Origin of the sequence: Kitasatospora sp. NPDC001603 (assembly GCF_040298365.1) — a bacterium.
Taxonomy (GTDB): Bacteria; Actinomycetota; Actinomycetes; order Streptomycetales; family Streptomycetaceae; genus Kitasatospora.
Window position 1 is genome coordinate 24346 of record NZ_JBEPAA010000021.1, and the last position, 25451, is coordinate 49796.

The following is a 25451-nucleotide window of genomic DNA, read 5'->3' on the forward strand; positions in this document are numbered from 1 at the left end:
AGTGACCGCCGGGTGAGCCCCGGCGGGGCTCACCCGGCGGGGCTCACCCGGCCGGGGCCCTCACACCTCGACCAGCACCTTGCCCCGGTTCGCCTCCCGGTCGACGTAGAGGCTCCGGTAGGCCTTCGGGATCTCGTCGAAGCCCTTGTGCACGGTCTCGTGGTAGCGGATCTCGCCGCGCCGGACCAGCTCGCCGAGGTCCGCGTGCATCGCCGCCAACTGCGTCTCGTCGAACCACTCCTGGGCGAAGATCCCGCGGATGGTGGTGCGCGGGAACATGATGTACGGCAGCAGCCGGGGCCCGGTCAGCTCACCGTTCACCGTGGTCGCCCACTGCCAGCAGACCGCCACCCGGCTGTCCACGTTGAGCATGGTGAACACCGCGTCGGTGACGCTGCCGCCGAGGTTGTCGAAGTAGCGGTCGACCCCGTCCGGGGCGGCGAGCAGCAGCGCCGCGCGGACCTTCTCGGCGTCGTCCGCCTGGTCGTAGAGCACCACGTCGTCGAAGCCGAGCTCCTTCAGGTACGCGGCCTTGCCCGCCGAGGCGGTGGTGCCGACCACCCGGCCGGCGCCCGCGCGCCTGGCCAACTGGCCCACCAGGGTGCCGATCGCGCCGGAGGCACCGCTGATCACCACGGTGTCGCCCGGCCGCACCTCCAGGAACTTCGTCAGCGTGCCCCAGGCCGTCATCCCGGGCGCGCCCATGACGCCGAGCGCCGTGGAGAGCGGCAGCCGCTCGTCGTACCGGGCCGGGTCGAGTCGGCGGTAGGCGGGGAAGAGCATCGGGAAGACGCCGGTCTTCCACAGCTCCTCGGCGCCGTTGTGGACGACGTGGCTGCGCCAGCCGCCGAAGCCCTGGACGAGGTCGCCGACCTGGAAGGCCGCCTCCGGACCGGCCTCCAGCACCTCCATGATCGAGTCCGCGCCCATGTGGTGGCCGATCGGCGTCTCCAGCGCGAGGCCGTTCTGGTACGGGTCGACCGAGACGTACCTGGTCCGGAAGAGCATCTCGTCGGGCCGGAGGGTGACGTCGACCTCCTCGACCACCTTCCGGTAGATCCGGTTGACGTCCGGCACCCCGTCGAGGTGCTCGCGGACCACCCACTTCTCGATCTTCATGCCAGGGCCCCTGTCGAAACGGTACTGGTGGACGGGATCTCCTCGACCGGCCCGGTCTGCTGCTTCGGCGGCCGGCCGACGGGGAGGATCAGATGGGTGGGCGGCGGCGCGCTCAGGTCGATCTCGGCGCGGAACTCCCGCCCGTCGTCCCGGCAGATGAACTGCATCACGTGCCGGCCGGCGGCGGCCGCCCGGATCAGGCCGCCGATGGTGGCCCAGACGCCGGAGAGGTAGAAGTCGGAGAGCCCGGGGAGCACCGGACCGTTCTTCTTGATCTCCTCCTCCACCGTCTCGCTGCCCTCGACGAAGGGGTTCCAGCCCGGGAACGTCCCGTCGTAGACCCCGGTGTAGCGGACCTGGGTGAGCGGGGTCGAGACGTCCGCCACCGCGACGGCGCTCTTGAAACCGGGGAAGCGCTCGTCCAGGAACGACACGATGCCGTTGCGGACCTTGCGCTTGGCCGCCATGTACTCCCGGCCGTGCTTGACCGGCAGGGTGTGCAGCTCCTCGCCGCGCCGCACCCGGGAGGACTGCTCCGGACCGTCGTGCAGCGCCCGCCAGGGGTCGATGTCGGAGAAGTAGGTGGCGAACACCACGGTGGACTCCCGCGGCGCCAGCTCCGGGTAGTGCCGGGTGCGGAACTGCACGTTCATGCTCGGGCAGCGGATGCCGGTGAGCTCGGCGGCCCGCTGCTCGTCCAGCAGGTAGGTGGTGCACGGGTCGCCCTCCGGGAAGGGCCGGCGCAGGCCCAGGAAGAGCGCGACGTAGCCGGGCGACAACTGGCCCGGCTCGTCGATCAGCGAGGTGTAGAGCCTGCGGTAGGTGTCGTTCAGATAGCGGCCCTTGAGCAGCTTCATCACCGTGGTGTGGCCGTCGGCGGCGGAGACCACGATGTCGGAGCGGAACTCCCGCCCGTCGCTCAGCCGGACGCCCACCGCCCGGTCGTCCTCGACCAGGATCTCCTCGACCTTGGCGTTGTACGTCACCTCGCCGCCGAGCTTCCGGTACCGCTGCTCGATCGAGCGGGCCAGCGCGAGCGAACCGCCCTCCGGCACCCCGGCGGCCTGGTTGGCGTGCGAGGCCAGCTGGAAGTAGAAGGGCAGCACCGGGAAGGCCGGGTGCTTCTCGTAGAGGATGAAGTTGAACGCCTCGCGCAGCAGCGGGTCCTGGAAGCGCTGCGAGTAGTCGGTCATCAGGACGGTGATCGACTTCCGGATGGTGGTGAAGTACGGGAGGAAGGAGGCCAGCATCCGCCAGCGCTCGATCCGTCCCATCAGCCCGACCGGCTTGAGGAACGGGTAGACCGCCAGCGCCTTGCGGAACGTCCGGATGCCGTCGCAGAACTCCCGGACCGGCTTCGCGTCGGCCGGCGAGATGCCCAGCAGATGGGCCTCCAGCCGGTCCGGGTCGGAGTAGAAGTGCACCGCCCGGCCGTCCCGGCCGCGGACGATGTTGAACACGTCGAAGTGCCGCATCTCCTTGCCCTGGAGGGCGCCGAGCTCCAGCCAGATCTGGTACATCTCGTTGCCCGGCCCGTTGCCGAGCAGCCAGCTGATGCACCAGTCGAAGGTGAAGTCGCTGCGGTCCCAGCCGGTGCAGGAGCCGCCGGGGATCTCGTGCATCTCGAAGACCTGGGTGCGGTACCCGTTCATCTGGGCGTAGCACCCGGTGGAGAGGCCGCCGAGGCCTCCGCCCACGATGATCATCGTTTCTCGTCTGCGCGCTGGCGCCTTGTGCCGTGCCAATTCCCTGGCCTTCCTCGTGGTCGTGCCGTGTGCCGAGTGCCGTGTGCCGAGTGCCGTGTGCCGTGTGCCGCGTACTTGTTCGCTGCTCGCTGCTCGCTGTGCGCTGTGTGCCGGGCGCTGTGTCACCAGGCGATCGGGAGCGCCTGCAGTCCGTTCACCATCGCGTCCGCCTTCCAGCGCAGTTCGTCCTCGGGGACGGCCAGCCGCAGGCCGGGCAGGCGGTCCAGCACGGTCTCGATCGCCACCTGGAGCTCCAGCCGGGCCAGATGGGCGCCGATGCAGTAGTGCACGCCGTGGCCGAAGCCGATGTGCGGATTGCCCTGGCGGTCCAGTACGAGGCGCTCCGGCTCCTCGAAGACCTCCGGATCGCGGTTGGCCGCGGCGGTGGCGATCATCACCGCGTCCCCGGCCCGGATCGTCACCCCGCCCAGCTCGACGTCGGCCGTGGCGTAGCGCGGCAGGCTGAAGCCGGTGAGCAGCGGCACGTACCGCATCAGCTCCTCGACGGCCTTCGGGATCAGTTCGGGCTTCGCCCGGAGACGGCGCAACTCCTCTGGATTGACCAGGAGTTGGTGGAAGAAGTTGCCGATCTGGTTGGTGGTGGAGACGAAGCCGGCGATCAGCAGGTCACAGGCGATCGAGAGCAGCTCGTCCTCGCTGATCAGCCCCTGCTCGCGGCAGGCCCGGACCAGGACGGTCAGCAGGTCCTCGCCGGGCTCGCGGCCGCGCAGGTCCAGCACGCCGGCCATGTACTCGATGAAGGCCTGGCCCTCGACGGCGAGCACCTCGCCGGGGGTGACGGCGGAGAGCACCGTCTCCGCCCACTGCCAGAGCATCCGGTGGTCCTCGGCGGGGATGCCGAGGACCTCGCAGATGATGGTGGTCGGCATCGGGATCGCGAAGTCCTCGACCAGGTCGGCCGGCGCACCCGCCGCCAGCAGGCCGTCGACCAGCTCGCCGGCCAGCTCCCTGGCCCGGACGCGCAACCGCTCGACCCGTCGGGCGCTGAACTCCTTGGCCACCAGCGAGCGCAGCCGGGTGTGCTCCGGCGGCTCGGTGGAGAACAGCCCGGCGCCGCTGCGGGCGACCGGACGCATCCGGGGCTGGTCGTGGCCCATCGCCTCGGCGAGGCTGAAGCGCGGGTCGGCCAGCACCGTCCGGACGTCCTCGTAGCGGGTGACCAGCCAGGCGCCGTCACCGTAGGGCAGCCGGATCCGGGCCAGCGGCTGCTCGCGCAACTCGGCGTACCGGGGGTGGAGGTCGAGGCCGAGCGACGCGAACGGGTAGGACAGCGGCGGCTGCTGCCTGAGCATGAGGTGGTCCACCTCTCGTGAGGGACTTCCATGGCCATGGGGGCTACTGGGACTGCCGGGGCGGCGGCCCGGGTCGCCGGACCCGGACCGCGGGGAGGTGCACGGCTCAGGACGCATCGGCGGCCGCCCCGGTGAGGATCTCCCTGGCCAGCCCGGCGTTGCGCGCGATGTACTCGTGGCCGAGCATCTCGGCGTGGGTGCCGAAGCCGCGGAACACCGCCGTACCGGTGGCCGAACTGCCGTGCCAGGCACCGTGCTCGCCCGCCGCGTAGAGGGCCACCTTCACGTCGTCGGAGATCACGCTGACCGGTGCGGCGATCACCCCCAGGTTGGGCGTACGGCTGCAGAACTGCAGGTAGTCCCTGGCCTGTTCGCGGGTCTCCTGGGCGACGATCTCCGAACCGGTGTGCCGCTGCAGGTGCTCGGCCAGCTCCTGCTCGAAGGCCTGGACGTGCTCGTCGCCGAGCGTGAAGGACTCCGGGATCCGGTGCGAGTCCATGATCACCACATTGGGCACCGCCCGGCCGCGCCGCTCCAGCTCCTTGGCGACCTCGAAGGCGAGGTTCCCGCCGAGCGAGTAGCCGAGCAGCGCGCACGGTCCGTCCGGCTGGATGGTGTCGATCAGATCGGCGTAGCGGGTGACCTTGTCGTCCCCCGCGACGTAGTTGAACGCGACCATCCGGTACTCCGGCAGGTGCGCCGCGAACTGCCGGTAGACCAGGCCGTGGCCACCGGCCGGCGGGAAGCAGAAGACGGTCTGCTGCTGCTCCTGGTTGAACCAGAGGTACGGCTGGGCGCCTTCCAGCCGGCCGGTGATGATGTGCTCCAGCGTCCTGGCCATCCCGTGCAGGGTGGTGACCTTGAACAGCTGGCTGACCGGGATCCTGATGTTGAACTCGCCCTGCAGCCCGTGGATCAGCTCGATCAGCTTGATCGAACTGCCCCCGCACTCGAAGAAGTCGTGCTCCAGGCCGAGCCCCTCGACGCCGAGCAGCGCCCGCCAGTGCTCGGCCATCCGGACCTCGTAGAGGGTGACCGGCGGTTCGGCGGCCCGGTCCTCGGCCTCCGCACGGGGCGCGGGCAGGGCGGCGACGTCCACCTTGCCGTTGGCGGTGAGCGGCAGCGCGGGCAGCTCGGCGAAGTACGTCGGGATCATGAAGGTCGGCAGGTAGCCCGCCAGGTGGCGACGGAGCTCCCGGCGGTCGACCGTCCGCCCGGGGGCGGGGACGCAGTAGGCGCAGAGCACGTTCTCGCCGCTGCGGTCCGGCCGGACGGTCACCACCGCCTGGGCCAGCTCGGGCCACTCGGCGAGCTGGGTCTCGATCTCGCCCAGCTCGATCCGGTGACCGCGCACCTTGATCTGCGAGTCGGCCCGGCCGAGCAGGTGCACCCCGCCGTCGGCGTCCCAGCGGGCGAGGTCGCCGGTGCGGTAGAGCCGGACCGGCTCGGTACCGTCCGCCCCGCCGAGCGGCAGGGTGGCGAAGCGGCGCGCGGTCTGCTCCTCGTCGCCGACGTAGCCGAGGGCCACTCCGGAGCCCCCGATCCACAGCTCCGCCGGCACCCCGGGCGGAACGGGCCGGCCCTGCTCGTCCAGCAGGTAGAAGGCGCTGTTCGGGAACGGCCGCCCGATCGGGACCATCCGACTGGGCTCCAGACCGTCCGCCGGGCCCTCGAAGTAGGCGCTGTCGATGGTGGCCTCGGTGAGGCCGTAGGAGTTGATCAGGCGGGTCCGCGGACCGCACAGCGCGCGCAGCCGCTCGTACTCCTCGACCTTCCAGACGTCCGAGCCGACCACCAGCAGCCGCATGAAGTCCAGCCGCAGGCCGGACCGCTCGCAGTGGCCGATCACGGTCCGGACCACCGCGGGCACGAACTCCCCGGCGTCCACCCGCTCGGTCCGCATCACCTCGTAGAGCCGCGCGGTGTTGAACAGCAGCTCCCGGCCGACCAGCACCAGCGTGGCCCCCGAGCAGAGCGCGCGGACGTAGTCCCCGGTGAAGACGTCGAAGGACGGGCCGGCCATCTGGAGGTGGACCCTGGCGTCGGTGTCCAGCCGGTACTCGGCGCGCCAGGCCTGGTAGGCCGAGGCGAGGTTGCGGTGCGAGACCCGGACGGCCTTGGGCCGGCCGGTGGAGCCGGAGGTGTAGATGACGTACGCGGGGCTGTCGAGGTCCACCGGCTCGTCGGTGAACCAGCCCGCGGACCCTGCGGCTGCTGCGGCTGCCGCGGACCCGCCGCTACTGCCGGTGCTGCCGGTCCCGCCCGGCTCGTCCGCTCCGGTGAGCTCCGCCGGTGCGACGATCCGGACCGGCAGCCCGCCGAGCCGCTCCGGGTCACCGACCAGCAGCCCGGCGCCGGCGTGCTCGATCATGTACGCCAGCCGGTCGGCCGGGTGACCCGGATCCAGCGGGAGGTAGGCCGCCCCGGTGCGGAGCACCGCCAGCAGGGCGACGACCAGCTCCGGCGACTTGTCCAGGCAGAGCGCCACCACCGAGCCCGGCCCGGTGCCGAGGGCCCTCAGCCGGGCCGCCGCGCTCCGGGAACGGCGCGCCAGCTCGCCGTAGCTCAGCCGGGCGGTCGGGCCGGACTCCGCCGGAGCGGCCACCGCCGGGGCGTCCGGATCGGCGGCGGCCGCTCGGAGGATCAGCTCGTGCACCGGCTCCTCGTGGGCCACCCGCCGCTCGGCACCGCTCCACCGCTGGATCACCCGGGCCCGCTCCACCGGACCGAGCAGCTCCAGCCCGGTGGCCGGCTGCTCCGCGCCGGCCCCGGTCAGCCCCTCCAGCAGGTTGGTGTAGTGCCCGGCGAGGCGGGCCATCGTCTCCGGCAGGAAGAGGTCGGTGTTGTACTTGAAGACGCAGTGGAAGCGACGCTCCGCCTCGTCCTCGTAGGCGGACAGCGTGAGGTCGAACTGCCCTTCCTCCTCCGGGAGTTCGATGTACTCCAGGTGGTATCCGTACTTCTCGGTGGCCACCTTGTGGTGCAGCAGGATGAACATCGCCTGGAAGACGGCCGAGCGGCTCGGGTCGTGCTGCAGTCCGAGCTTCTCCACCAGCAGCACGAACGGGTACTCCTGGTTGTCCAGCCCGCCCAGCACGGTGGTGCGCACCTGGGCCAGCAGCTCCGCCACGGTCGGCGCCCCGGCCAGCGAGACGTGCAACGGCAGCGGATTGACGAAGTAGCCGTAGACCGAGCCGAACTCCTCGTCGGTGCGGCCGGTCACCGGGCTGCCCACGATGATGTCGTCCTGGCCCGAATAGGCGTGCAGCAGCAGGTAGTAGGCGCTGAGCAGCACCATGAAGACGGTGACGTTGTGCTCCCGGGCCAGCGCGTGCACCCGGGCGCTGAGCCGCTCGTCCAGCACGAAGAACTCGGAGGCGCCGTTGTGCGTCTGCACCGCCGGGCGCGGCTTGTCGGTGGGCAGGCTGAGGATCGGCACCTCGGCGGGCAGGTGCGAGCGCCAGTAGTCGAGCATCCGCGGCGCCTCGCGGCCGGCCAGGAACTCGTTCTGCCGGTTGAGGAAGTCCAGGTAGCGGGCCGTGACCGGCGGCAGTTCCGGCGCCCGGCCCTGCCGCAGCCCCTCGTAGACGGCGAGCAGTTCCTCGATGAAGGTGAAGGTGGAGATCGCGTCCGAGATGATGTGGTGGACGGCCTTCATGATCACCCACTGCTCCGGCCCGCGCTTGAACAGCCGGAACCGCACCAGCGGATCGCGCTCCAGGTCGTACGGCTTGCGGTACTCGCGGACGATCAGGTCGTGGACCTCCGCCCACTCCAGCCCCTGGACGTCGAAGACCCCGAAGTCCGGCTCGACCTCGGCGCGGACCCGCTGCACGGCGTGGCCGCCGTCCAGCACGAAGTTGGCCCGCAGGCTGGGGTGGCGCCCGACCATCGTCCGGAAGGCGGCGGCCATCAGCTCCGGCTCCAGCTCCACCCGGACCTCGACCGCACCGCCGATGTTGTAGGCGAAGCCGTCCGGGTTGAGCTGCTTGAGGAACCAGAGCGCCTTCTGGTTCTGCGTCAGCGGGTGCTGCGACTCGTCCTCGTACCGCTCGACCTCGGCCGCCCCGGCGCCGGTGCCGTCGTCCTCGATCAACTCGGCCAGACCGGCGTACAGCTGGGCGACCAGCTCGGCCACCGGGGCGTTGGAGAGCAGCGCCACCACCGGGAGGGCGGTGCCCAGCTCGGTGTTGAGCCGGGCCCGCAGCTCCATCGCGAGCAGCGAGTCCAGCCCGAGCCCGCTCAGGCCGGCACCGGGCTCGATCTGCTCCGCCGGCACCCGGAGCACGGTGGCGGCGAGCGCGACGAAGCGCTCGGTGAGCAGCCCCCGGCGCTCCTCCTCGCCGGCCGCCCGCAGCACCTCCAGCAGGCTGCTCCGCCGCGGCGCCGGCGCGTTCTCCCGGGCTGCGGCGGCCAGACCGGCGACCAGCGGCGGCGGGGCCGGGTACCAGGACAGGAAGACCGGCCAGTCGACCACGGTGGCGACCAGCAACTGGGCGCGGTCCTGACCCAGTACCCGCTCCAGCACGGCCATCCCGCTCTCGGGCGCGAGGGAGCTCATGCCGCGGCTGTTGCGGTAGTGCTCGACCAGGCCGAGCTCCTCGATCATGCCGGTCGCCCAGGGGCCCCAGTCCAGGCTGAGGGCGGGCAGGCCGAGGGCGCGGCGGTGGTGCGCCAGTGCGTCCAGGAAGGCGTTCCCGGCCGCGTAGTTGGTCTGGCCGGCGGTGGTCAGCAACGAGGCGATCGAGGCGAACAGCACGAAGTGGTCGAGCGGCTCACCGGCCAGCTGCCGGTGCAGGGCGAAGGCCCCCAGCACCTTGGGGCCGTGGACGGCGTCGAACACCTCGCGGTCCAGCTCCGCCACCAGGGTGTCGCGGACCTGCCCGGCCAGGTGGAAGACGCCCCGGACGGGCGGCGACTCCAGCGCCCGGTACTCCGCGAGCCAGTCCGCGAGGGCGCGTTCGTCGGTGATGTCCAGCGACACCGGAACGGGCTGGGCGCCGAGCGACTCCAGCTCGCGCAGGAAGGCGACACCGCGACCGGCCCGGCTCTCCGGGTCGAGGCCGCGCCACCGCTCGCGCGGGGGCAGCGGGCTGCGGCCGACCAGGATCAGCCGGCGGGCGCCACGACGGACCAGGGTGCGGCAGAGCAGCCGGCCGAGGGCCCCGAACGCTCCGGTCACCAGGTAGCTGCCGTCCGCGCGCAGGCTGGGCGGCAGCGGACCGGTCAGCCCTTCGGCGGGGCGCAGCCGGTTGGTCAGCCGGCGCCCGGCTCGCAGCGCGATCTCGTCCTCGTCGGCCAGCGCGAACTCCCGCAGCAGCGCGGCCGCCTCCGCTCCGGCCGGGCCGGCCGGACCGAGGTCGATCAGCTTGCCGGGGTGGCCGGGCAGCTCCTGGTGGCGCAGCACCCGGCCGATCCCCCAGGCAGGCGCGCCGAGCGGCTCGACCGGCTCGTCGGGGGCGGTGGCCTGGGCGGCCCGGGTGACGATGTGCAGTCTGCAGTCGGGCAGTTCGGCGGAGAGCAGGGCGGCCAGCGTGACCAGGCTGTAGGCGCCGGCGCCGGTGTGACCCGCCACCGTGGCGTGGTCGGCGCCCGCCAGCGCGGGCCGGTCGAGGTTCCACAGGTGGACGACGGCGGCCGGATCGGCGGCCCCGGCGGCCCGCCGGTCGGCCAGCAGCCGGCCGAGGTCCGCGGCGGAGCCGGGATCCACGGTGGACTCCCGCCCGTCCGCGGCGGTCCGGTAGCCGCTGCCCGGGCGGACGAGGTGGCAGCTGCCACCGCGCCCGGTGATCCGGTCGGCCAGCTCCTCGGCGACGCCACCGGCATCGGCGAACAGCAGCCAGTGGTCCGGGTGCTCGGCCAGCAGGTCGGGGGCGTCCGAGGCGCCCGGCAGCTCCGACCAGGAGGGCTCCACCAGCCAGCCGTCGATGGTGGCGAGGCCGACCGCGGTGGAGGCCTTCTCCACGTCGGCGGCCCGGAACCCGGTGATCCCGCCGAGCGGGGTGCCGCTCCCGTCGTAGACGGCGATGTCCCCGACGAGCTCGTCGCCGCCGTCCCGGGTCACCGTGGCGTGCACCCAGAGCGGCTGCTCCCCGACCGGGTCCAGCCGGACCTCGTCGATGGCGAGCGGCAGCTTGATGCCGGTACCGGCAGGGCCGGCCGCCACCAGGAGCTGGGGGGTCAGCAGGGTCTGGAAGAAGGCGTCCATCAGCACCGGGTGCACCTGGTGGCCGGCGCCCTGCCCGGCGATCGCGGCCGTCGGCCGGACGACGGCCAGCGCCTCGCCGGGGCCGATCCAGACCTCGTCGATGCCCTGGAACGCCGGCCCGTAGTGGTAGCCGAGACCGGCCAGCTCGCGGTAGCAGTCGGGGCCGGCCAGGTGGCGGGCGGCGCGCTCGCGGATCGGCTCGGCGTCCAGCCGGTGGCCGGGCCGCCGGCGCTGGCCGGGGCGGACGGTGCCGACGGCGTGGACGGTGCGGTCCGGCCCGGCCCCGGCCCCGCCTCCGGCGCCGGCGCCGTCGCCGTCGCCGTCCGTCCCGGACGGGCCGGTGGTGGCGGCCGTGCCGGTGGTGATCGTGAACGAGCCGTTCTCGGCGGAGAGGGTGAGCTGGACGGCGCGGCTCTCCTCGTCGGGCAGGAAGAGCGCCTTGCGCAGCTCGATCCCGGCCAGCGCCGCGTCCGCCCCGCCGGTCAGCGCGCGGACCGCCTGGACGGCCATCTCCAGGTACCCGGCGGCCGGGAAGAGCACCCGGCCCTGGATCCGGTGGTCCTCCAGGTACGGCAGCACCTCGGCGTCCAGCCGGGCCTCCCAGGCGGGCTCGCCCCCCGCGAGGCGGCGGCCGAGCAGCGGGTGGTCCTGCCGGCCCCGGCGGACCTGCTCCACCGCCCGGGGCTCGACCCAGTGCCGGTCCCGCTTGAACGGGTAGCGCGGTAGCGGGACCGGGCGCCCGGTCGGCTGCAGCACCGACCAGTCGACCTCGACCCCGAGGTTGTGCAGGGCGGCCAGCGAGGCGGTGAAGGTGGTCCGCTCGTCCTCCTGGCGGCGGATCGAGGGCAGCGTCCGGACCTCGGGGCGCTCGGCGCCGCCGGGCCGGGCCTCCAGCGTCTCCTGGATCGAGCGGCCCAGCACCGGGTGCGGTCCGACCTCCAGGAAGAGGCTGTACCCGTCGTCCCCGAGCCGCTGCACGGCCTGCTGGAAGCGGACACTGTCGCGGACGTTGTGCCACCAGTAGCCGGCGTCCAGCTCGGTGCCGTGCGCGGTGCCCTCCCGGCCGGTGAGGTAGAGCGGCACCTGGGCGGGGCGGGCCTCGAGGTCGGCGAGCGACTCCAGCAGCTCGTCCTTGATCAACTCCATCCGGGCGCTGTGGTACGGCACTTCGACGGTCAGCGGGCGGGCGAAGACCTGCTCCGCGGTGAGCGCGGCGGCCAGCTCGGCGAGCACCCTCTCGTCCCCGGCGAGGGTGAGCGAGGTCGGACTGTTGATGGCGGCCACCGACACCGCGTCACCGTACGGGCGGATCCGGCGGACCGCCTCGGCCTCCGTGAGGGAGACCGCCAGCATGCCGCCGGTACCGGCCAGCCGCTGCTGGAGCCGGCTGCGGTGCACCACCACCTTGACCGCGTCGGCCAGGTCGTAGACCCCGGCCTCGTGGAAGGCGGCCACCTCCCCGGTGCTGTGGCCGACCACGGCGTCCGGACGCACCCCGCGGCTGCGCCAGAGCGCGGCGAGGCCGATCTGGACGGCGAAGTTGGCGGGCTGGGCGAGCCAGGTCTCGGCCATCCGGGAGTGCGCCTCGTCGGCGGCCAGCTCGTCGGTCAGCGACCAGCCGGTGAGCTCGGCGAGGTGCTCGGCGCAGCGCTCGACGGCCTCGCGGTAGACCGGCTCGGTCGCGAAGAGCCGGCGGCCCATCCCCCACCACTGCGGACCCATGCCGGTGAAGACCCAGGCCAGCCGGCGGTGCCGAGCCTCGCGCCGCTGGCCGGTCAGCACCCGGGGGTGCGGTTCGCCCCGCAGGTACGCGGTGAGCGCCTCGTCCAGCGATTCGTGCGAGTCGTAGACCACGGAGAGCCGGGAGTCGAGGTGCTGGCGGCGGTGGGCCAGGGTGTGCCCGAGGTCGGCCGGTCGGGCGGGGGCGCCGCCGCGCGCACCGGCCAGCTCGCCCTGGATCCCGGCGGCCAGCTCGGGCAGGGCGGCGGCGTCGCGGGCGGTGAGCGGCAGGACGGTGAGCGGGAGGACGGCCGGGCCCTCCGGCGGCTCGGACGGCTCCTCGGCCGGCGCCGGCTCGGGAGCGGCCTCCAGCAGGACGTGGGCGTTGGTGCCGCCGAAGCCGAAGGAGTTGACCCCGGCCCTGGCCGGGCCCTGATGGTCCGGCCAGGGGGTCGGCTCGGACGGGATCTCGAACGGCAGGGTGGCCGGGTCGATCGCCGGGTTGAGCCGCTCCAGGTTGATGTGCGGCGGGATCAGGCGGTGCTTCAGCGCCAGCGCCGACTTGATCAGCCCGGCCAGGCCCGAGGCGGATTCGGTGTGCCCGATGTTGGTCTTGACCGAGCCCACGTAGCACCTGTCGCCGGGGCGGCGGCCGACCGCCAGCGCCCGCGCCAGGGCGTTCGCCTCGATCGGGTCGCCGACCGGGGTGGAGGTGCCGTGCGCCTCGACGTACTGGAGGCTGCCGGGCGTGATGCCGGCCTCGGCGCAGACCCGCTCGATCAGGCTCACCTGGGCGTCCGGGTTGGGCACCGTGATCCCGTTGGTGCGGCCGTCCTGGTTGACCCCGCTGCCGATGATCACGGCGTGGATCGGGTCGCCGTCGCGCACGGCGTCGGAGAGCCGCTTGAGCGCGACGACCGCGACCCCCTCGGCCCGGACGTAGCCGTCCGCCGAGGCGTCGAAGGTGCGCGAGCGGCCCTCCGGCGAGAGGAAGCCGCCCTTGGTCTCGGCGATGGTGTACTGCGGCGCGATGTGCAGCAGGGTGCCGCCGGCCAGCGCGAGGTCGGTCTCGCCGCGCAGCAGGCTCTGGGCGGCGAGGTGGACGGCGACCAGCGAGGAACTGCAGGCGGTGTCCAGCGAGACGCTGGGCCCCCGGAAGTCGAAGCAGTGCGAGATCCGGTTCGACACCATCGTCATCATGGTGCCGGTGGCGGTGTGCGCGGCCAGGGTCTCGAAGGAGAGGTCCGAGAACTGGACGATCTTGTAGTCCAGGGTGAACGCGCCGACGTAGACCCCGACGTCACGCCCCGCCAGCTCACCCGGCTTCTGCCCGCCGTCCTCCAGCGCCTCCCAGGCCACCTCCAGCAGCTTCCGCTGCTGCGGGTCCATGTGGTCGGCCTCCCGGCCGCTGATCCCGAAGAACGCCGGGTCGAACTCGTCGAAGCCGTCGATGTAGCCGCCCCGGCCGCCGACCAGTCGGCCCGGCTTGGCCTTGTCCCGGCTGCCGAGAGTGGCCACGTCGTACCGGCTGCGCGGCGTCGGCGTGATGCAGTCCTTGCCGTCGACCAGGTTCTGCCAGAACGACCGGTGGTCACTGGCACCGCCCGGGAACCGGCAGCCGATCCCGATGATCGCGATCCGCTCCGGTCCGTCGATCCGCTCCGGACCGTCGGCGGGCCCGGCGGGAGCGGGCACGACGGCGGTCGGGGCCGAAGCGGCGGCGGGCACGGAGGCGGCGGTAGCGGCGGCGGTGGCGTAGCGGGTGTCGGAGGCGGTCGGGGAATCAGAGGGATCGGGAACTGCGGCGAGGCATGAATCCGTCATGGTCGAGTCCTTGTGTCGCTGCGTTCGCGCGCGCGGCACGGGCGTGGGAGCACCGCACGGGCGTGGGGACGGCGGCTGCGGACCGGTTCCAGGCAGGCCGGAGACCGGACCGGCCGAAGGGGACAGGCCGAGGGCCGGCGAGGAGTGCGAGCGGGGAATGGGCGGCGGGCAGTGGGCGCGAAGCAAGGGACGACGGGGTCGCAGGGCAACGCCACCGGAACGGGTTCGGGATCGCAGCGGACAAGAGGAGGCAGCGGTCGGCGAGGAGTCGGAACGGACGGACAGGGGGCGCCGGGCGGGCGGACCGGCCGGGTCGGCGAGGCGTCAGGCCGGGAAGTCGTCGGCCCGCACCGGCCTGCGCCAGGGCTGGAGATGACTGGCGAGCACCTCGCGCGTCCGGGGGAAGTCGGACGGGCGCAGCAGCCCCACCGCGGCCGGCCGGCGGCCCGGTTGCCAGGTGAAACTCCCGAAGGCGTGGTCCCAGATCGAGAGGTCGGACCCGTAGTGACCGGCCTCCGCCAGATCGACGCTGTGGTGCAGCCGGTGTTGCTCCGGGCCGGCGAAGACGTGGTTGAGCGCACCGATCCGGACATCGACGTTCGCGTGCACGAAATAGCCCTGAGCGACCACGAACAGGCCCACCACGAACACCGATTCGGCCGAGAACCCCGCCAACGCGAGCGAGAGCTGCACGGCGCCCTGGGTGAGCACCACGTCGACGATGTGGTTGACCCCGTTGTTGGCGACATTGACCTTGTCGGGCACGTGGTGCACCCCGTGCAGGCGCCAGAGCCAGCGATTGGTGTGGCTCCAGCGGTGCATCAGGTAGTTGGCCAGCGAGCCGAGCAGCAGCGCCGCCGGGATCTCCACCCAGAGCGCCAGCACCGGATGCGGCGGCGCCGCCCACCCGACCATGGCCGACACCGGCACCTGCGACAGTGCCCCACCGATCATCGTCAGCACGAAATAGGCGCCGTACCAGCCCCACTCGCCGGCGCTCGGCCGCCATTCCGGTTCGTAGGGGATCAGCCATTCCAGCACCGTCAGATAGCCGATCGTGCCGAGCAGGAAGAACTGGCTCACCCGCCCGAGGTCCCAGCGCCAACGCAGGGCCGCGACCGCTATCGACACGAGCGTGACCAGCAGGAACGGGTAGGCGACGTGACGCAGCGCGGAGCGCAACCGCTCACCCATGGCTACCCCCTTCGCGAGCCGGCTCGAACGATCACCGAAAGCATTCGTTCCGATACTAACGGTGCACGGAAGGGGATGCGAGGCATTTTTGGAAAGAATCACAAGCGCCGCAATTTGTCAGATAATAGATGGCCAAACGATTCTTCCGTCCGTCATAAAGATCCCGGAAATGCGAACCGCCCGCCCCTCCGGAGAGGGACGGGCGGGCGGACGATCAGTGGCCCACGGCCCCGGTCAACCGAGCCGGGCCGGAAGGTGCCGACCGGCGGCGAATCCGCTGATCGCCGAGATCACCGACAGCGCGTGGTCGTCGAGGAAGAAGTGCCCGCCCGAGAAGGTCCGCACCGAACAGCCCGCCGTGGTGTGCTCGGCCCAGGCCTCCGCCTCCGCCGCGGTGACCTGCGGATCCGCGTCCCCGGTCAGCACCAGGACGGGCTGCCCGATGCGGTCCCGGCCGGGCCGGCTGCGGTACGTCTCGGCGGCCTTGTAGTCGCTGCGGACCGACGGCAGCACCATCTCCAGGAACTCCGGGTCCCGCAGCATCAACGGATCCGTCCCGCTCAACCGCTCCAGGGACCGGATCAGCGCCCGGTCGTCCGACCGGTGCACGTCCTGCGCCGTGTCCCGCGGCCGCGACGGCGCCCGCCGCCCGGAGACCACCACCCCCTGCAACGCCATCCCGGCCCGCTCCATCCGGACCGCCACCTCGAACGCCACCGACGCCCCGAGGCTGTGCCCGAACAGCGTGAACGGCCGGTCCGCCCACACCAGCAACTCCCGCACCACGTGGTCCGCGAGCACGTGCACGTCCTCGACACAGGCCTCCCCGGCCCGGTCCTGCCGCCCCGGGTACTGCACCGCGAGCACGTCCACCGAGGTGGGCATCGCCCGCGCCACCGGCAGGAAGTACCCCGCCGACCCCCCGGCGTGCGGAAAGCAGACCAACTGCGCCGGCGCGGCGGGCGCCGGCTGGAACCGCCGGATCCAGAGACTGCTCCGCTCCGGCGCTGCTGCGTACCGTGGCATTCCCATCCCCTCCCCCTCCCCGGGGCCACCCACGACGGCCCACCCTGGCTGCCATTCAAGCCCCGCCGCCCCACCACGACCAGATGCCCGTCCCCCCTCTCGCACCCCCACCCCACCCCTACCCACCCCCTACCGCCACCCCCAGGCCAACACAAAGGACCCGGCCGCTCCAAGCAACCGGGCCCCCACCACAACGTTCACCCCATGGAATCCGAACCCACACCCGGCGGGCGCCAGCCGACACCTCCGACCCGGGACCACAGCACACCCGATCGCGGACATCCGTCGACGCGAGGGCATCCGCCTACGCAACACGGCGAGTGAGTCCTGGGGCTTCTACAGAGCCGCCTATGGGATTCGAACCCATGACCTACGCATTACGAGCCCGAGAGTGATCATGATGGCTGCTGCCAGCACCGATCACTTGGTGATGAACCCGCAGGTCAGGAGGTTGCGCCGTGATCCACGATCTGGTCCGAGCTGGCACGTGTTGTGCCGTCCGCTCACGCATCGCTCACGCAGACCTGCCTGTACCAACACGGCACTGCCCCGACCTAGCAACTTCCGTCATCGGCCCTCACGGCCATCAGCACCCGTTGCAGCGCCGTGATGCGCCGATCCCCATCGGGCCGGGTCTCCAAGGTACGGAGCAGTAGCGCTTCCAGTTCCTCTTGCGCCACGCGAGGGTGTCCTGCCTCCCAGAGCAACTGGGCTCGTCGGTAGCGCGCCTCCCAGACCTCGTCGTGGTCCGCGCCACGCGCCCGAGACCAGCCCTCTGCCACTTCCTTGAGCAGTTCAGCAGCCGCCGCCGGCTGCCCTGCCCGGTACAGGGTCTTACCGAGGTCCTCCCGTGCTGCCAGAGTATCGGAATGGTCCATCCCCAGTGTGCGACCGCGACGCTCAACGACCCCGCGGAGCCGGGAAGTAGCCTCTGCAAGTTTCCCCTGGATTGCCTCGGCAATAGCGAGATTGTGTCCCATCCTCAGGGTCGCTGGATGATCTTCCCCTAGGGTGCTCCGACATCTCTCCAGCCCATCTCGATACTCACCCTCTGCCTCGGGGACCCGCTCTTGGCCAAGCAGCAGGAAGGCCAGGTTTCCCTGGACAGAAAGAGTCTGACGGTGATTGGGACCAAGAACACGAGCGCACACTGAGCGGATCTCCCGGTAAGCGTCCTCGGCTTCGGCAGTGATCCCCCTGTCATCGAGAATACGGGCGAGGGACAGCCGCGTGGCTAGGGTCTCTGGGTGCTCAGCTCCGAGTCGACGTTCCTGCACCTGCAGGATAGACGTCTGCTCCTTCTCAGCCCCATCTAGGTCGCCCTGAATGCGCATCACAACGGCGAGATTATGGCGCAGCATCAGGACTGCAGGCTGGTCTTCCAAATGCGTATCCGCCGCGTCCGCGAGGGCTTCACGGTAGACGCTCGCCGCCTCCTCTAATTCACCGAAATCCTTCAAAGCGACCCCGAGACTATTACGGGCAGTGATTGTGTCGGGATGCGCGGGCCCAGACCTCCGCTGTTCGTCGTCCGCGATTTCTCGAAGCTGACTAATCGCTTCTCTTAGCTCACCACGTGCGTGTAGCACCGCCACGAGATCGTGTCGGACATCCAATCGGCCACCGTCGTCCTCTGCCAGGGCGTTCAGCGCCTGACGTAGTTGCTCCTCCGCCTCGGCAAGGCTTCCCTGCTGGAGCAGGAGCGTGCCCAGCGACGCGCGGACGTTGGCGACGTTCCGGTGGGAGCCGCCGAGGACTTGCTCCTGAAGCGTCAGGACCTGACGCATCTCGGATACCGCGTCATCCGTTCGCCCCATGCGGCCCAAGGCCATCACCCACTCAAAGCGAGCATTGAGTGTGACTGGGTGATTCCTTCCATGTCGCGCGGTCGCCGCGGCCAGGATTGACCTGAATTCCGACTCTGCCTCCACCATGTCGCCGATGAATCGCAGTGCCGCAGCGTGACTACTGCGGCCTGCCAGCACGTTGGGATGGTCGTCAACGAGCTGCTTCTTCTGCGCCTCGATCAGCTGCTCGAAGACCGCCGAGGCGCTTTTCGCATCGAGTTCGCCTCGCCGCATGAGCAGTACGGCGAGGCTGTGGCGTGAGTCGAGCGTGTCGGGATGATCAGGGCCCAGGATGCGGGTCCGTGCGTCCAGCACAGCCCTGATCTCGGCCTCCGCCTCACTGAACTCCTGACGCAGGAGAAGCGTGGTTGCAAGGTTGGAGCGGGTGATTAGCGTGGACGAGTGATCGACTCCGAGTGTTTCCTCCTCCAGTTCAAGTACCCGGCGGAATTCCTGCGCTGCGCGATCGTTCTCTCCCTGATCTCGAAGGGAGATCGCGAACTCGTGGTGGGCCTCGAGGACATCTGGGTGCGTTTCGCCCAACTCAGTCCGCAGCCCTTCTAGTACTTGGCGCCCCTCGTCCGCCGCTTCTTCAAAGCGCCCCATGCTTCTGATACAGATCGCGCGGCCGTGTCGCGATCGAAGTGTATTCGCTGCGTTTGCGCCGTACAGCCGGGTTTCATGGCGAATCACCTCGTCGTACTCCTGCTCCGCCTCCTCAAGCTTCCCTCGCTGCGATGCGGCCCTTGCCCGTTCGTATCGCACGGTAAGGGTCGTGGGGTCAGCCTCCCCGAAGTACCTGACGCACTCCTCCACGATGCGGTCGAGTTCGGCCTCGGCCGCCTTTAGATCACCCATCTCCTTAACCGCGATCGCCCTGTGCCGACGGATGTTGACGCCGATCCAGGGGCTTACTCTCTCGGATTCGGCTCGCGCCAGCGCTTCGTCTGCCAATCGGCACGCCGCCTCGTAGTCGCCCCGGACGCTCAGATAGGCCACGGCAACCCCAGCGCAGAGCAACACATTGCCGAGACGCTCATTGGCAGCGGTGCTGCCCCATTCTGGCAACCGATCGATCACGACTAGCCAGTGTGGGATGAGCCCCTGCCAGGTTGGCCAGGAACTCGGGTCCCGTGTATTCGCCAGGTACGGAGTGGCCGCTACAAGTAGGTCGGCAGCCGAATCCCATACCTCTCGGTAGTCCAGAGGGGCCGATAGGAGCGGGGCAACCGACACCTCGGCCACCAGTCGATGGATCTGGTACACAGGCTCCGCCGAGCGCACATTGAGTCCGATAAGGCCAAAGCGGCTCAGGCCGCCCATCGCCGCTCTGATTGCCCTGGGCGGTAGGTCCTCGGGCCACATCCCCAAGGCGGCAATCGTGGACGGATTGATCAAGACCTTCGGCAAGGGCGCGGCAGGCGCGAAACAGGACAACAACTGCAACAAGCCACGTGCCGATGCCGTCCCCTGACGTTCGAGCAGGGCGAGGGACAACTCCCAGGTACCAGCGATCGTCCGGCGGGCACGTTCCTCCTCGCTTCGCAGATCCCCGTGCACACCCTCGTGTACGTCGTCGAGGAACAGTGGGGAATCGTCAAGAGCATCGACGTACTCGGCAAAGGTCTCGGCTTCAGCCAGCGGGTCGCCTTGTGCCATAGCCAGGTAAGTGCCCGCCAAGTGCAACGCGAGCGGCAGAGAGCCGAGGCGATCGGCCAGCGCCACGGCGGAGTCGATGTCCCCCGCTGCGGGCGCCAGTTCCTGGAGAACCTGGCCTGCAAATTCGAGTTCAAGCACCTCGAGGCGGTGGAAGCTTGCGACCCGGTTGCCCCAGGATCGGTTGTTGCTGTCGCGGGTGGTGACCAGGACCCCTTGTGACTTGCCAACTGGGGGCCTGACCCAGCCCGTGCCGTCTGCCAGTGCCGTTCCTGGACACGAAAGCACATCGAGATCATCGGCATCGTCGAAGATGAGCAGCCAAGGGCGATCCAGGGTCGCCAGATGGCGCCAGAGCAGATCGGCGGCGGGCCGCCCGCCCTTTTCCCAGGCATGGGTCACGTGCTCGGTCGGAGCGCCAGCCAGGAGGGCCGTGTGTCGCATCCCGTCGGCCACGGACGCTGCGGATCCGGCCTGGATCCAAAAGACCTCGACCCCGGTCTCCCTAGCCCGGTCTGCCACAGACAGGGCCACCGTAGTCTTGCCCACCCCGCCCATTCCGGAGAGGACTTGGATGCGTGGATGATCCTCCGTTCCGGTCGGCACGAGCACTGTAAGGACTGTGAGGATCCCGTCCCGGCCCAGAACGGCCTCCGGCAGCCTGCCGTACGGCGCCTCCACTGATGCCAACGCGAGCAGTTCCTCGACCGATGGAGTCGGATTGGCGAGTCCCGTTGCCAAGTTGATGTTGACGGCAGCTTGGAAGACCGCCCCTGGGGCGTTGAAGCCCGTCGAACCGACGACAGTGTTCGCTGTTGCGCCTCGATCTGGCTGGGGCGGGATCGCCATCATCGCGCCTGCTCGCCCTGACCAAAGGACATGTTAACCGTGCCATTGAACGTAGCACCCGGCGCGTTCAGGCCGTGGGAGTCCCGCACAGTGTTGACTGTGCCACTGGCTGGCAAGACCAGGCGAGACAGCCACTCCTCCATCTCGCTTCGGAAGTTCGGGTCCGCTGCGGCCTCACGACGCAGCGCCTCGCTCAGCACGGCGACCGCATCCGGATCGCTACTGTCCCGCCCATCCAGTGCGGCAACGGCCTGGCTGTCGCTAGAGAAGCGGCTCCGAAGGCGACGCCACAGATCCGTCACGACCGCCTCGCTAAGGCTTCCACTGGCGCCACTCAAAGCCGCCAGCGCAAGCTCGGTGGACGTCATATCCATGTCTACTCCAGTGAGTTGCTCACATCGTCACGCCGCAAAGCACTCTAATCGCGCATGGCCGCGATGGTCGGTACCTTGTGAAAGGCCTGGCGATCCAGTCATGTTGAACGGCTGCGGCGCAGCTCGGGCGGCTTACGCGTCGGGTCGAGCTTCAGGTTGGAGCGAGAATCGTCGGCCTCACCTTCTGCAAGCCAGGCGTCGAGCGCTGTCCGCCGGTAGTACACGCGGCCGGCTAGCCGGAAGCTCGGCGGCCCCGACCTTCGGTCACGCAGTCCGTACATGGCCTTCGGCGTCCTGCGCACATAGGCCGCAGCCTCCGCCAGCGTCAGGACCGGCGACCCCACGTGGGTCCCATCGGTTCGATCTGCGACAGTCATGTTCGGTCCCCGCCGTCAGCACCCGCAGCGAGCTGTGCCCTGATCTCGTTGATGCGGCTCTGCGTGGCAGCGGCGCTCTTCTGCTGACGTTTGAGCCTCGCTTCCACTGACGTCAGCTCGGCGGCAAGACGCTCCCGCTCAACCGGACCAGGCGTGCCCGGCACGCGCACGACGCCATTGTCGCAGAGCGGCCCGATCCGCTCGCTGGACACCACTCCCCGGTCAGCCTCACACTCCGGGCAACGAGCGATCCCCATCGAGTAGTAGCTATGGTCGCGGTGTTGTGTCGTCTCCTTGACGTGGTCGCAGGTCAGCGTCAGCTTCCAGACATCCAACTCCTTCTTCCGGTCCTCGGACCGCGAGGAGAAGAGGATCTTCGCGATCTCTTCGGCCTGCTTCGGACCCATCGGCGGCGTAGGACAGCAGCCGAAGCAGTGCAATACCGGAGAGCCCGAAATGCCCCAGCGCCCCTCGTGGCACTCGCCGTGCCGCTCCTGGAACTGCTTCTCGGCGACGTCGCGTTCCTGACGCTCCTGATCTGTCATTGGCGACCGGGCAGGCCTGTCGCCTGCTCGGCCAAGAAGGGGTTGCCCTCAGCCGCGACATGGCACGCCGGCCTTGTACTCCTCCCAGCTGAGGTATTTGCCCTCGCGTCGCCACCGCTTGCTTGCGACGTTCCTCGTCCCGCTGGTGCCGTTCCTCACGGGCCAAGGCCTCGCGACGGGCCCGCGCTGCGGCCCGTTGCTGCCGTTGCTCCTCCGTCAGTTTCGCCATGACCCTGCCGCATTTACGCCTCCTTGTTCAGGCCACTCAGAGCAACTTGGGCAGGCCGCCACCGTGATTGGCAGAGATGTACCAATCGACCAGGAAGCGACAGACTCTACCGAGGGTTCGACCGAACTTGGCAGGACAGCGATGGGAGATGAGAGCTCCGAGACCGTTCTCCCACGGTTGGCGGGGAGTGCCATGGAACCCCTGCCGCACATTCCACTCCAGATGCCGGTCCCGGCGGGCTACCCAACTGCGGACCGATGACAGCCGAGGGCAACGGGGCGCTGCGACTCAGGACTGCGGCTGGCCAGAGGGGCCTGTCTGTTCGGCAGGCTGATCCAGCTGCTGCTGGCGGCGCCGTTGTTCGTTGCGCAGGTCCTCGACTCGCTGGGTGAACTTCGCCAGCGCCTGGCCCCCTGGTCGAGTCCGAACTCCTGGTAGGCGCCAACGCCAAGGGCGACCGCGTTTGCTTCTTCCTCGATCGCGTCGGCGGTCTGCTGGAGGAAGTAGCTGCGCTCGCGGTACCTGTAGTAACCGGTGAACATGAACACAGCGGCATCTCGCTGCCGAGCGTAGAGCGCTGAACGCGCCCTTGCAGGAGATTCGCCTACACGCCCGCCATCACGTTGGCCAGTGTCTGCTTGCTCGTGATCCAGTCCGTGTCACCGGCGGCGACCGCGTGCTGCACCGCCTTGAGAACGGCCTCGTTGGCCTCGGCCGGCCGGGCCAGATGTGCCCGCATGTAGTGCTTGAAAAGCACGGGCAGCTGGTCCGGCCGAGTAGCCGTCTTGGCCTTCAGGGAGAAGACGGGGAGGAACCACTGCTCGAAGCCGTCCTTGACCTCCTGGGTGGCTCGGTACGCCTCGTGCAGCGGCTGCAGGCTGGCCGTGTCATCGTAGGGGAGGTGACCGTGCAGGGCGTACTGAAGCCGGGTGCCGCCGTGTTCACGGAAGTGCTGGCCGTGGGCGGCGATGTGGTTGGCCGCGTTCTCGGTGATGGTCATGACGGCCGTGTCCGCCTCGTGCCGGCGCGCTGCGGCGAGGACGGTGGCGTGGATACCGACGCGTGGGTCGAGGACGAGGCCGCTGAGGCCGATGGGCGAGAGGTCGATGCCGTGGTCGCGGGTTCGGGAGAGGATCAGGCGCTGGGCAACGTTGGCAGCGGTGTGCTGGAGGTGCTTGGGCTGCTGGCGGTGGCTGGCGTGGATGTCCGAGCGGTCGAGGACGGGGCGGTCCTTCGCGAGTTCGGCGACGAGGTGGAGGCCGGTGCGCTCCCGGGTTTCGGTGCTGCCGCAGGCGTTGCAGGGGTGGTTGCCGGTGCCGGTCATGTGACCGCAGGCCCGGCAGGTGGGGACGGTCTCGCGGCTGATGCTGAGGGTGCCGGCACGGAGGTTGTTCTCGATCATCTCCAGCGCGAGGTTGGCGACCTCCGCGTCGGTGTCGGTCAGGATGCCGCCCACCGGGAACTGTCCGGACGTGTACTTGGCGGCAATCAGGTCGGCCTCGAACCGCTGGCGGGGGATCGTCGGGCCCTCAGCCTGGCGGTGACGGAGGTCTCCGGCGAGGGTGACGGTGTTCCACAGGTGGGGTGCGGGCGGTGAGCCGAGGATGGCGTTGAGGGCGGCGGCGAGGCGGATGCCGACGGCCTTGCCGGGCCGGGTGGCGAGGGTGAAGGGCCCGTTCTGGACGGGCCCGTTGAGGAACAGGTGTCGCACGGGCTCCTCCTAGATCGGCGGGATGGTCGTTCCCGTCCGGGTGAACCGGCCGTCTCGCAGTTCGTAATGGAGGATCGCGGCGTTGGGCATCTTGCCCTTCCGCTCCTCGGCGAGGATCTCGGGCAAGGTGCGGGCTTCGAGCAGGGATTGCAGCGCCACCGCGGCGGTCTGGTGGGTGAAGGCGACAACGGTCCGCGATTCCTGAAGTTCGGCCTGGGCGAGGGCGGCGAACTCGGCGGCCCGCTTGAGCACGCCCTCGGCGAGCGACTCTCCGCCGCCCGGCGCGGTCCAGATGTGCTTGCGCCGGCGGCGGTCCTCGGCGAGTGCGGGGTAGCTGTCGTAGAGCTCGCGCTTGGTCATGTAGGTGGCGTCGCCGTAGTGCTGCTCGTCCAGGAGCGCGGTCTGCCGGGGCCAACCATCGGGGAGGGTCGGCAGGGCGATCGCGGCGGTGTCGATCGCCCTGCGGTAGGTCGAGGTGTAGACGTGCAGGTCGGAGCTCGCGAGCTGCGGGAGGACCTCGGCGAGCCACTGGGCCTGCCGGAAGCCTCGCGGGGTCAGGCCGACGATGGTGCGGGAGATGGCGTGCGCGGCGGTTCCGCTGTAGGGGCGGGGGTCCTGGTAGAAGCCGTTGTACTTGTCGGCGTTCTCGACGGATTCGGCGTGCCGGATGACGAGCAGGGTCACGGTGCGGTCCTATCCGGCGAGGTTGGCGACGTAGGAGCCGCTGACGGTCCAGGGGGTGAGTTCGATGCCGAAGCCGCTGTGTTCGCCATCCTGGGTGTGGACGAGCTTGCCGGACAGGTGCACGGTGTCGCCGGACCGGAAGGCACCGGTGTAGGCGCCGAGGTACGAGCGCATGTGGGTGATCCGGCGGGCGAAGGAGTCGGCCTCGTCGATGGTCGAGCTGAGGATGGTCTTGACCTTGATCCCGTAGACGGCCGGGGTGGTGAGACCCTCGGCGTGGTCGGTGATCTTGGCGAGGAGCGAGATCTCGCCGATCTCCTTGGAGGAGATCCGGGCGAAGGTCTTGTCGCGGTCGGAGCGGATGGGTTCGCAGTTGATGTGCGCGCCGGCGTTGGCAGTGAGTCCTTGGAGCTTGCGGCGTTCCTGCTTGATGAGGGCGTCGAACGAGCTGCCCTCCATGTACTTGGCCCGGCGGATGTACAGCCGGGTGAGGTCGTGTCCGTCGTACGGCCGGATCAGCTCGGTCTGCTGGAAGAGCTCCTGTGCGGCCTGGTAGCCCTCGGGTCCGTAGCAGACGAGGTCGATGTCGGAGCGCTCGTTGAAGCAGCCGACGAGGAAGGAGCCGGTGACGCCGATCAGGCCCTGGGCGTCGTTCGCGGTGATCCACTCGGTGATCGCCAGGAGGTCCTTGCCTGCCGGGTTGTCGGCGACCGCGCCGGGGTCCTCGTGGATGGCGGCGAGGGCCTGGCGGCAGGAGTAGTGGACGGCCACGTCCTCGCGCGGGATGCCGGTGATGACGCAGCCGAGGGTGTCGGAGAAGACGTAGCACTCCGGCCTGCCGGCGAGGATGCCGAAGGACTTCGACACGACGCTGTTCTGCCGGTAGGTCCGGTCGAAGAGCCGACGGTCGCCCTTCTCGTCAGGGTGGTACTTGACGTAGCCGAGGTAGTGGCTGCCGGGGTGGCTGTCGCCGATGACCTTGAAGACGACTCCGTGGTGGTCCATCAGGTAGTCGCGGTCGCGAACGGTGG

At 70.2% G+C, this 25451-nt stretch carries 13 protein-coding genes; all 13 read right to left on the minus strand.

Annotated features, from left to right (window positions below):
• Positions 1 to 60: 60 nt before the first annotated feature.
• The gene (locus tag ABT263_RS15850) at positions 61 to 1119 is read right to left on the minus strand and encodes an MDR family NADP-dependent oxidoreductase (RefSeq protein ID WP_352291023.1); all 1059 of its coding nucleotides are present in this window, start codon (positions 1117 to 1119) and stop codon (positions 61 to 63) included.
• On the minus strand, positions 1116 to 2825 hold the full coding sequence (locus ABT263_RS15855; RefSeq protein WP_352291024.1) for a phytoene desaturase family protein: 1710 nt from the start codon (positions 2823 to 2825) through the stop codon (positions 1116 to 1118). Before ABT263_RS15855 ends, ABT263_RS15850 begins: the two co-directional genes overlap by 4 nt.
• A gap of 161 nt (positions 2826 to 2986) precedes the next feature.
• A complete protein-coding gene (locus tag ABT263_RS15860) occupies positions 2987 to 4177 on the minus strand; it encodes a cytochrome P450 (RefSeq protein ID WP_352291025.1) in 1191 nt (396 codons plus the stop codon).
• Positions 4178 to 4283: 106 nt separating this feature from the next.
• Positions 4284 to 13928, minus strand: coding sequence for a non-ribosomal peptide synthetase/type I polyketide synthase (locus ABT263_RS15865; protein ID WP_352291026.1), 9645 nt, complete (start codon positions 13926 to 13928; stop codon positions 4284 to 4286).
• A 324-nt stretch (positions 13929 to 14252) separates the two neighbouring features.
• Positions 14253 to 15122, minus strand: coding sequence for a sterol desaturase family protein (locus ABT263_RS15870; RefSeq protein ID WP_352291027.1), 870 nt, complete (start codon positions 15120 to 15122; stop codon positions 14253 to 14255).
• A gap of 234 nt (positions 15123 to 15356) precedes the next feature.
• On the minus strand, positions 15357 to 16148 hold the full coding sequence (locus ABT263_RS15875; protein WP_352291028.1) for a thioesterase II family protein: 792 nt from the start codon (positions 16146 to 16148) through the stop codon (positions 15357 to 15359).
• 554 nt (positions 16149 to 16702) lie between these two features.
• Entirely contained in the window at positions 16703 to 20503 is a 3801-nt protein-coding gene (locus ABT263_RS15880; RefSeq protein ID WP_352291029.1) for a tetratricopeptide repeat protein, read from the minus strand.
• Positions 20500 to 20868, minus strand: a complete 369-nt coding sequence (locus ABT263_RS15885; RefSeq protein WP_352291030.1) for a hypothetical protein — start codon at positions 20866 to 20868, stop codon at positions 20500 to 20502. Before ABT263_RS15885 ends, ABT263_RS15880 begins: the two co-directional genes overlap by 4 nt.
• Before the next feature lie 104 nt (positions 20869 to 20972).
• On the minus strand, positions 20973 to 21251 hold the full coding sequence (locus ABT263_RS15890; RefSeq protein WP_352291031.1) for a helix-turn-helix domain-containing protein: 279 nt from the start codon (positions 21249 to 21251) through the stop codon (positions 20973 to 20975).
• A complete protein-coding gene (locus ABT263_RS15895) occupies positions 21248 to 21796 on the minus strand; it encodes a hypothetical protein (RefSeq protein WP_352291032.1) in 549 nt (182 codons plus the stop codon). Before ABT263_RS15895 ends, ABT263_RS15890 begins: the two co-directional genes overlap by 4 nt.
• An 833-nt stretch (positions 21797 to 22629) precedes the next feature.
• The gene (locus ABT263_RS15900; protein WP_352291033.1) at positions 22630 to 23736 is read right to left on the minus strand and encodes a hypothetical protein; all 1107 of its coding nucleotides are present in this window, start codon (positions 23734 to 23736) and stop codon (positions 22630 to 22632) included.
• Between the two features lie 9 nt (positions 23737 to 23745).
• Positions 23746 to 24420 (minus strand): histidine phosphatase family protein, encoded by a 675-nt coding sequence (locus ABT263_RS15905; protein ID WP_352291034.1) that lies wholly within the window; start codon positions 24418 to 24420, stop codon positions 23746 to 23748.
• A gap of 9 nt (positions 24421 to 24429) precedes the next feature.
• Entirely contained in the window at positions 24430 to 25425 is a 996-nt protein-coding gene (locus ABT263_RS15910; RefSeq protein ID WP_352291035.1) for a nucleotidyltransferase domain-containing protein, read from the minus strand.
• Positions 25426 to 25451 lie beyond the last annotated feature (26 nt).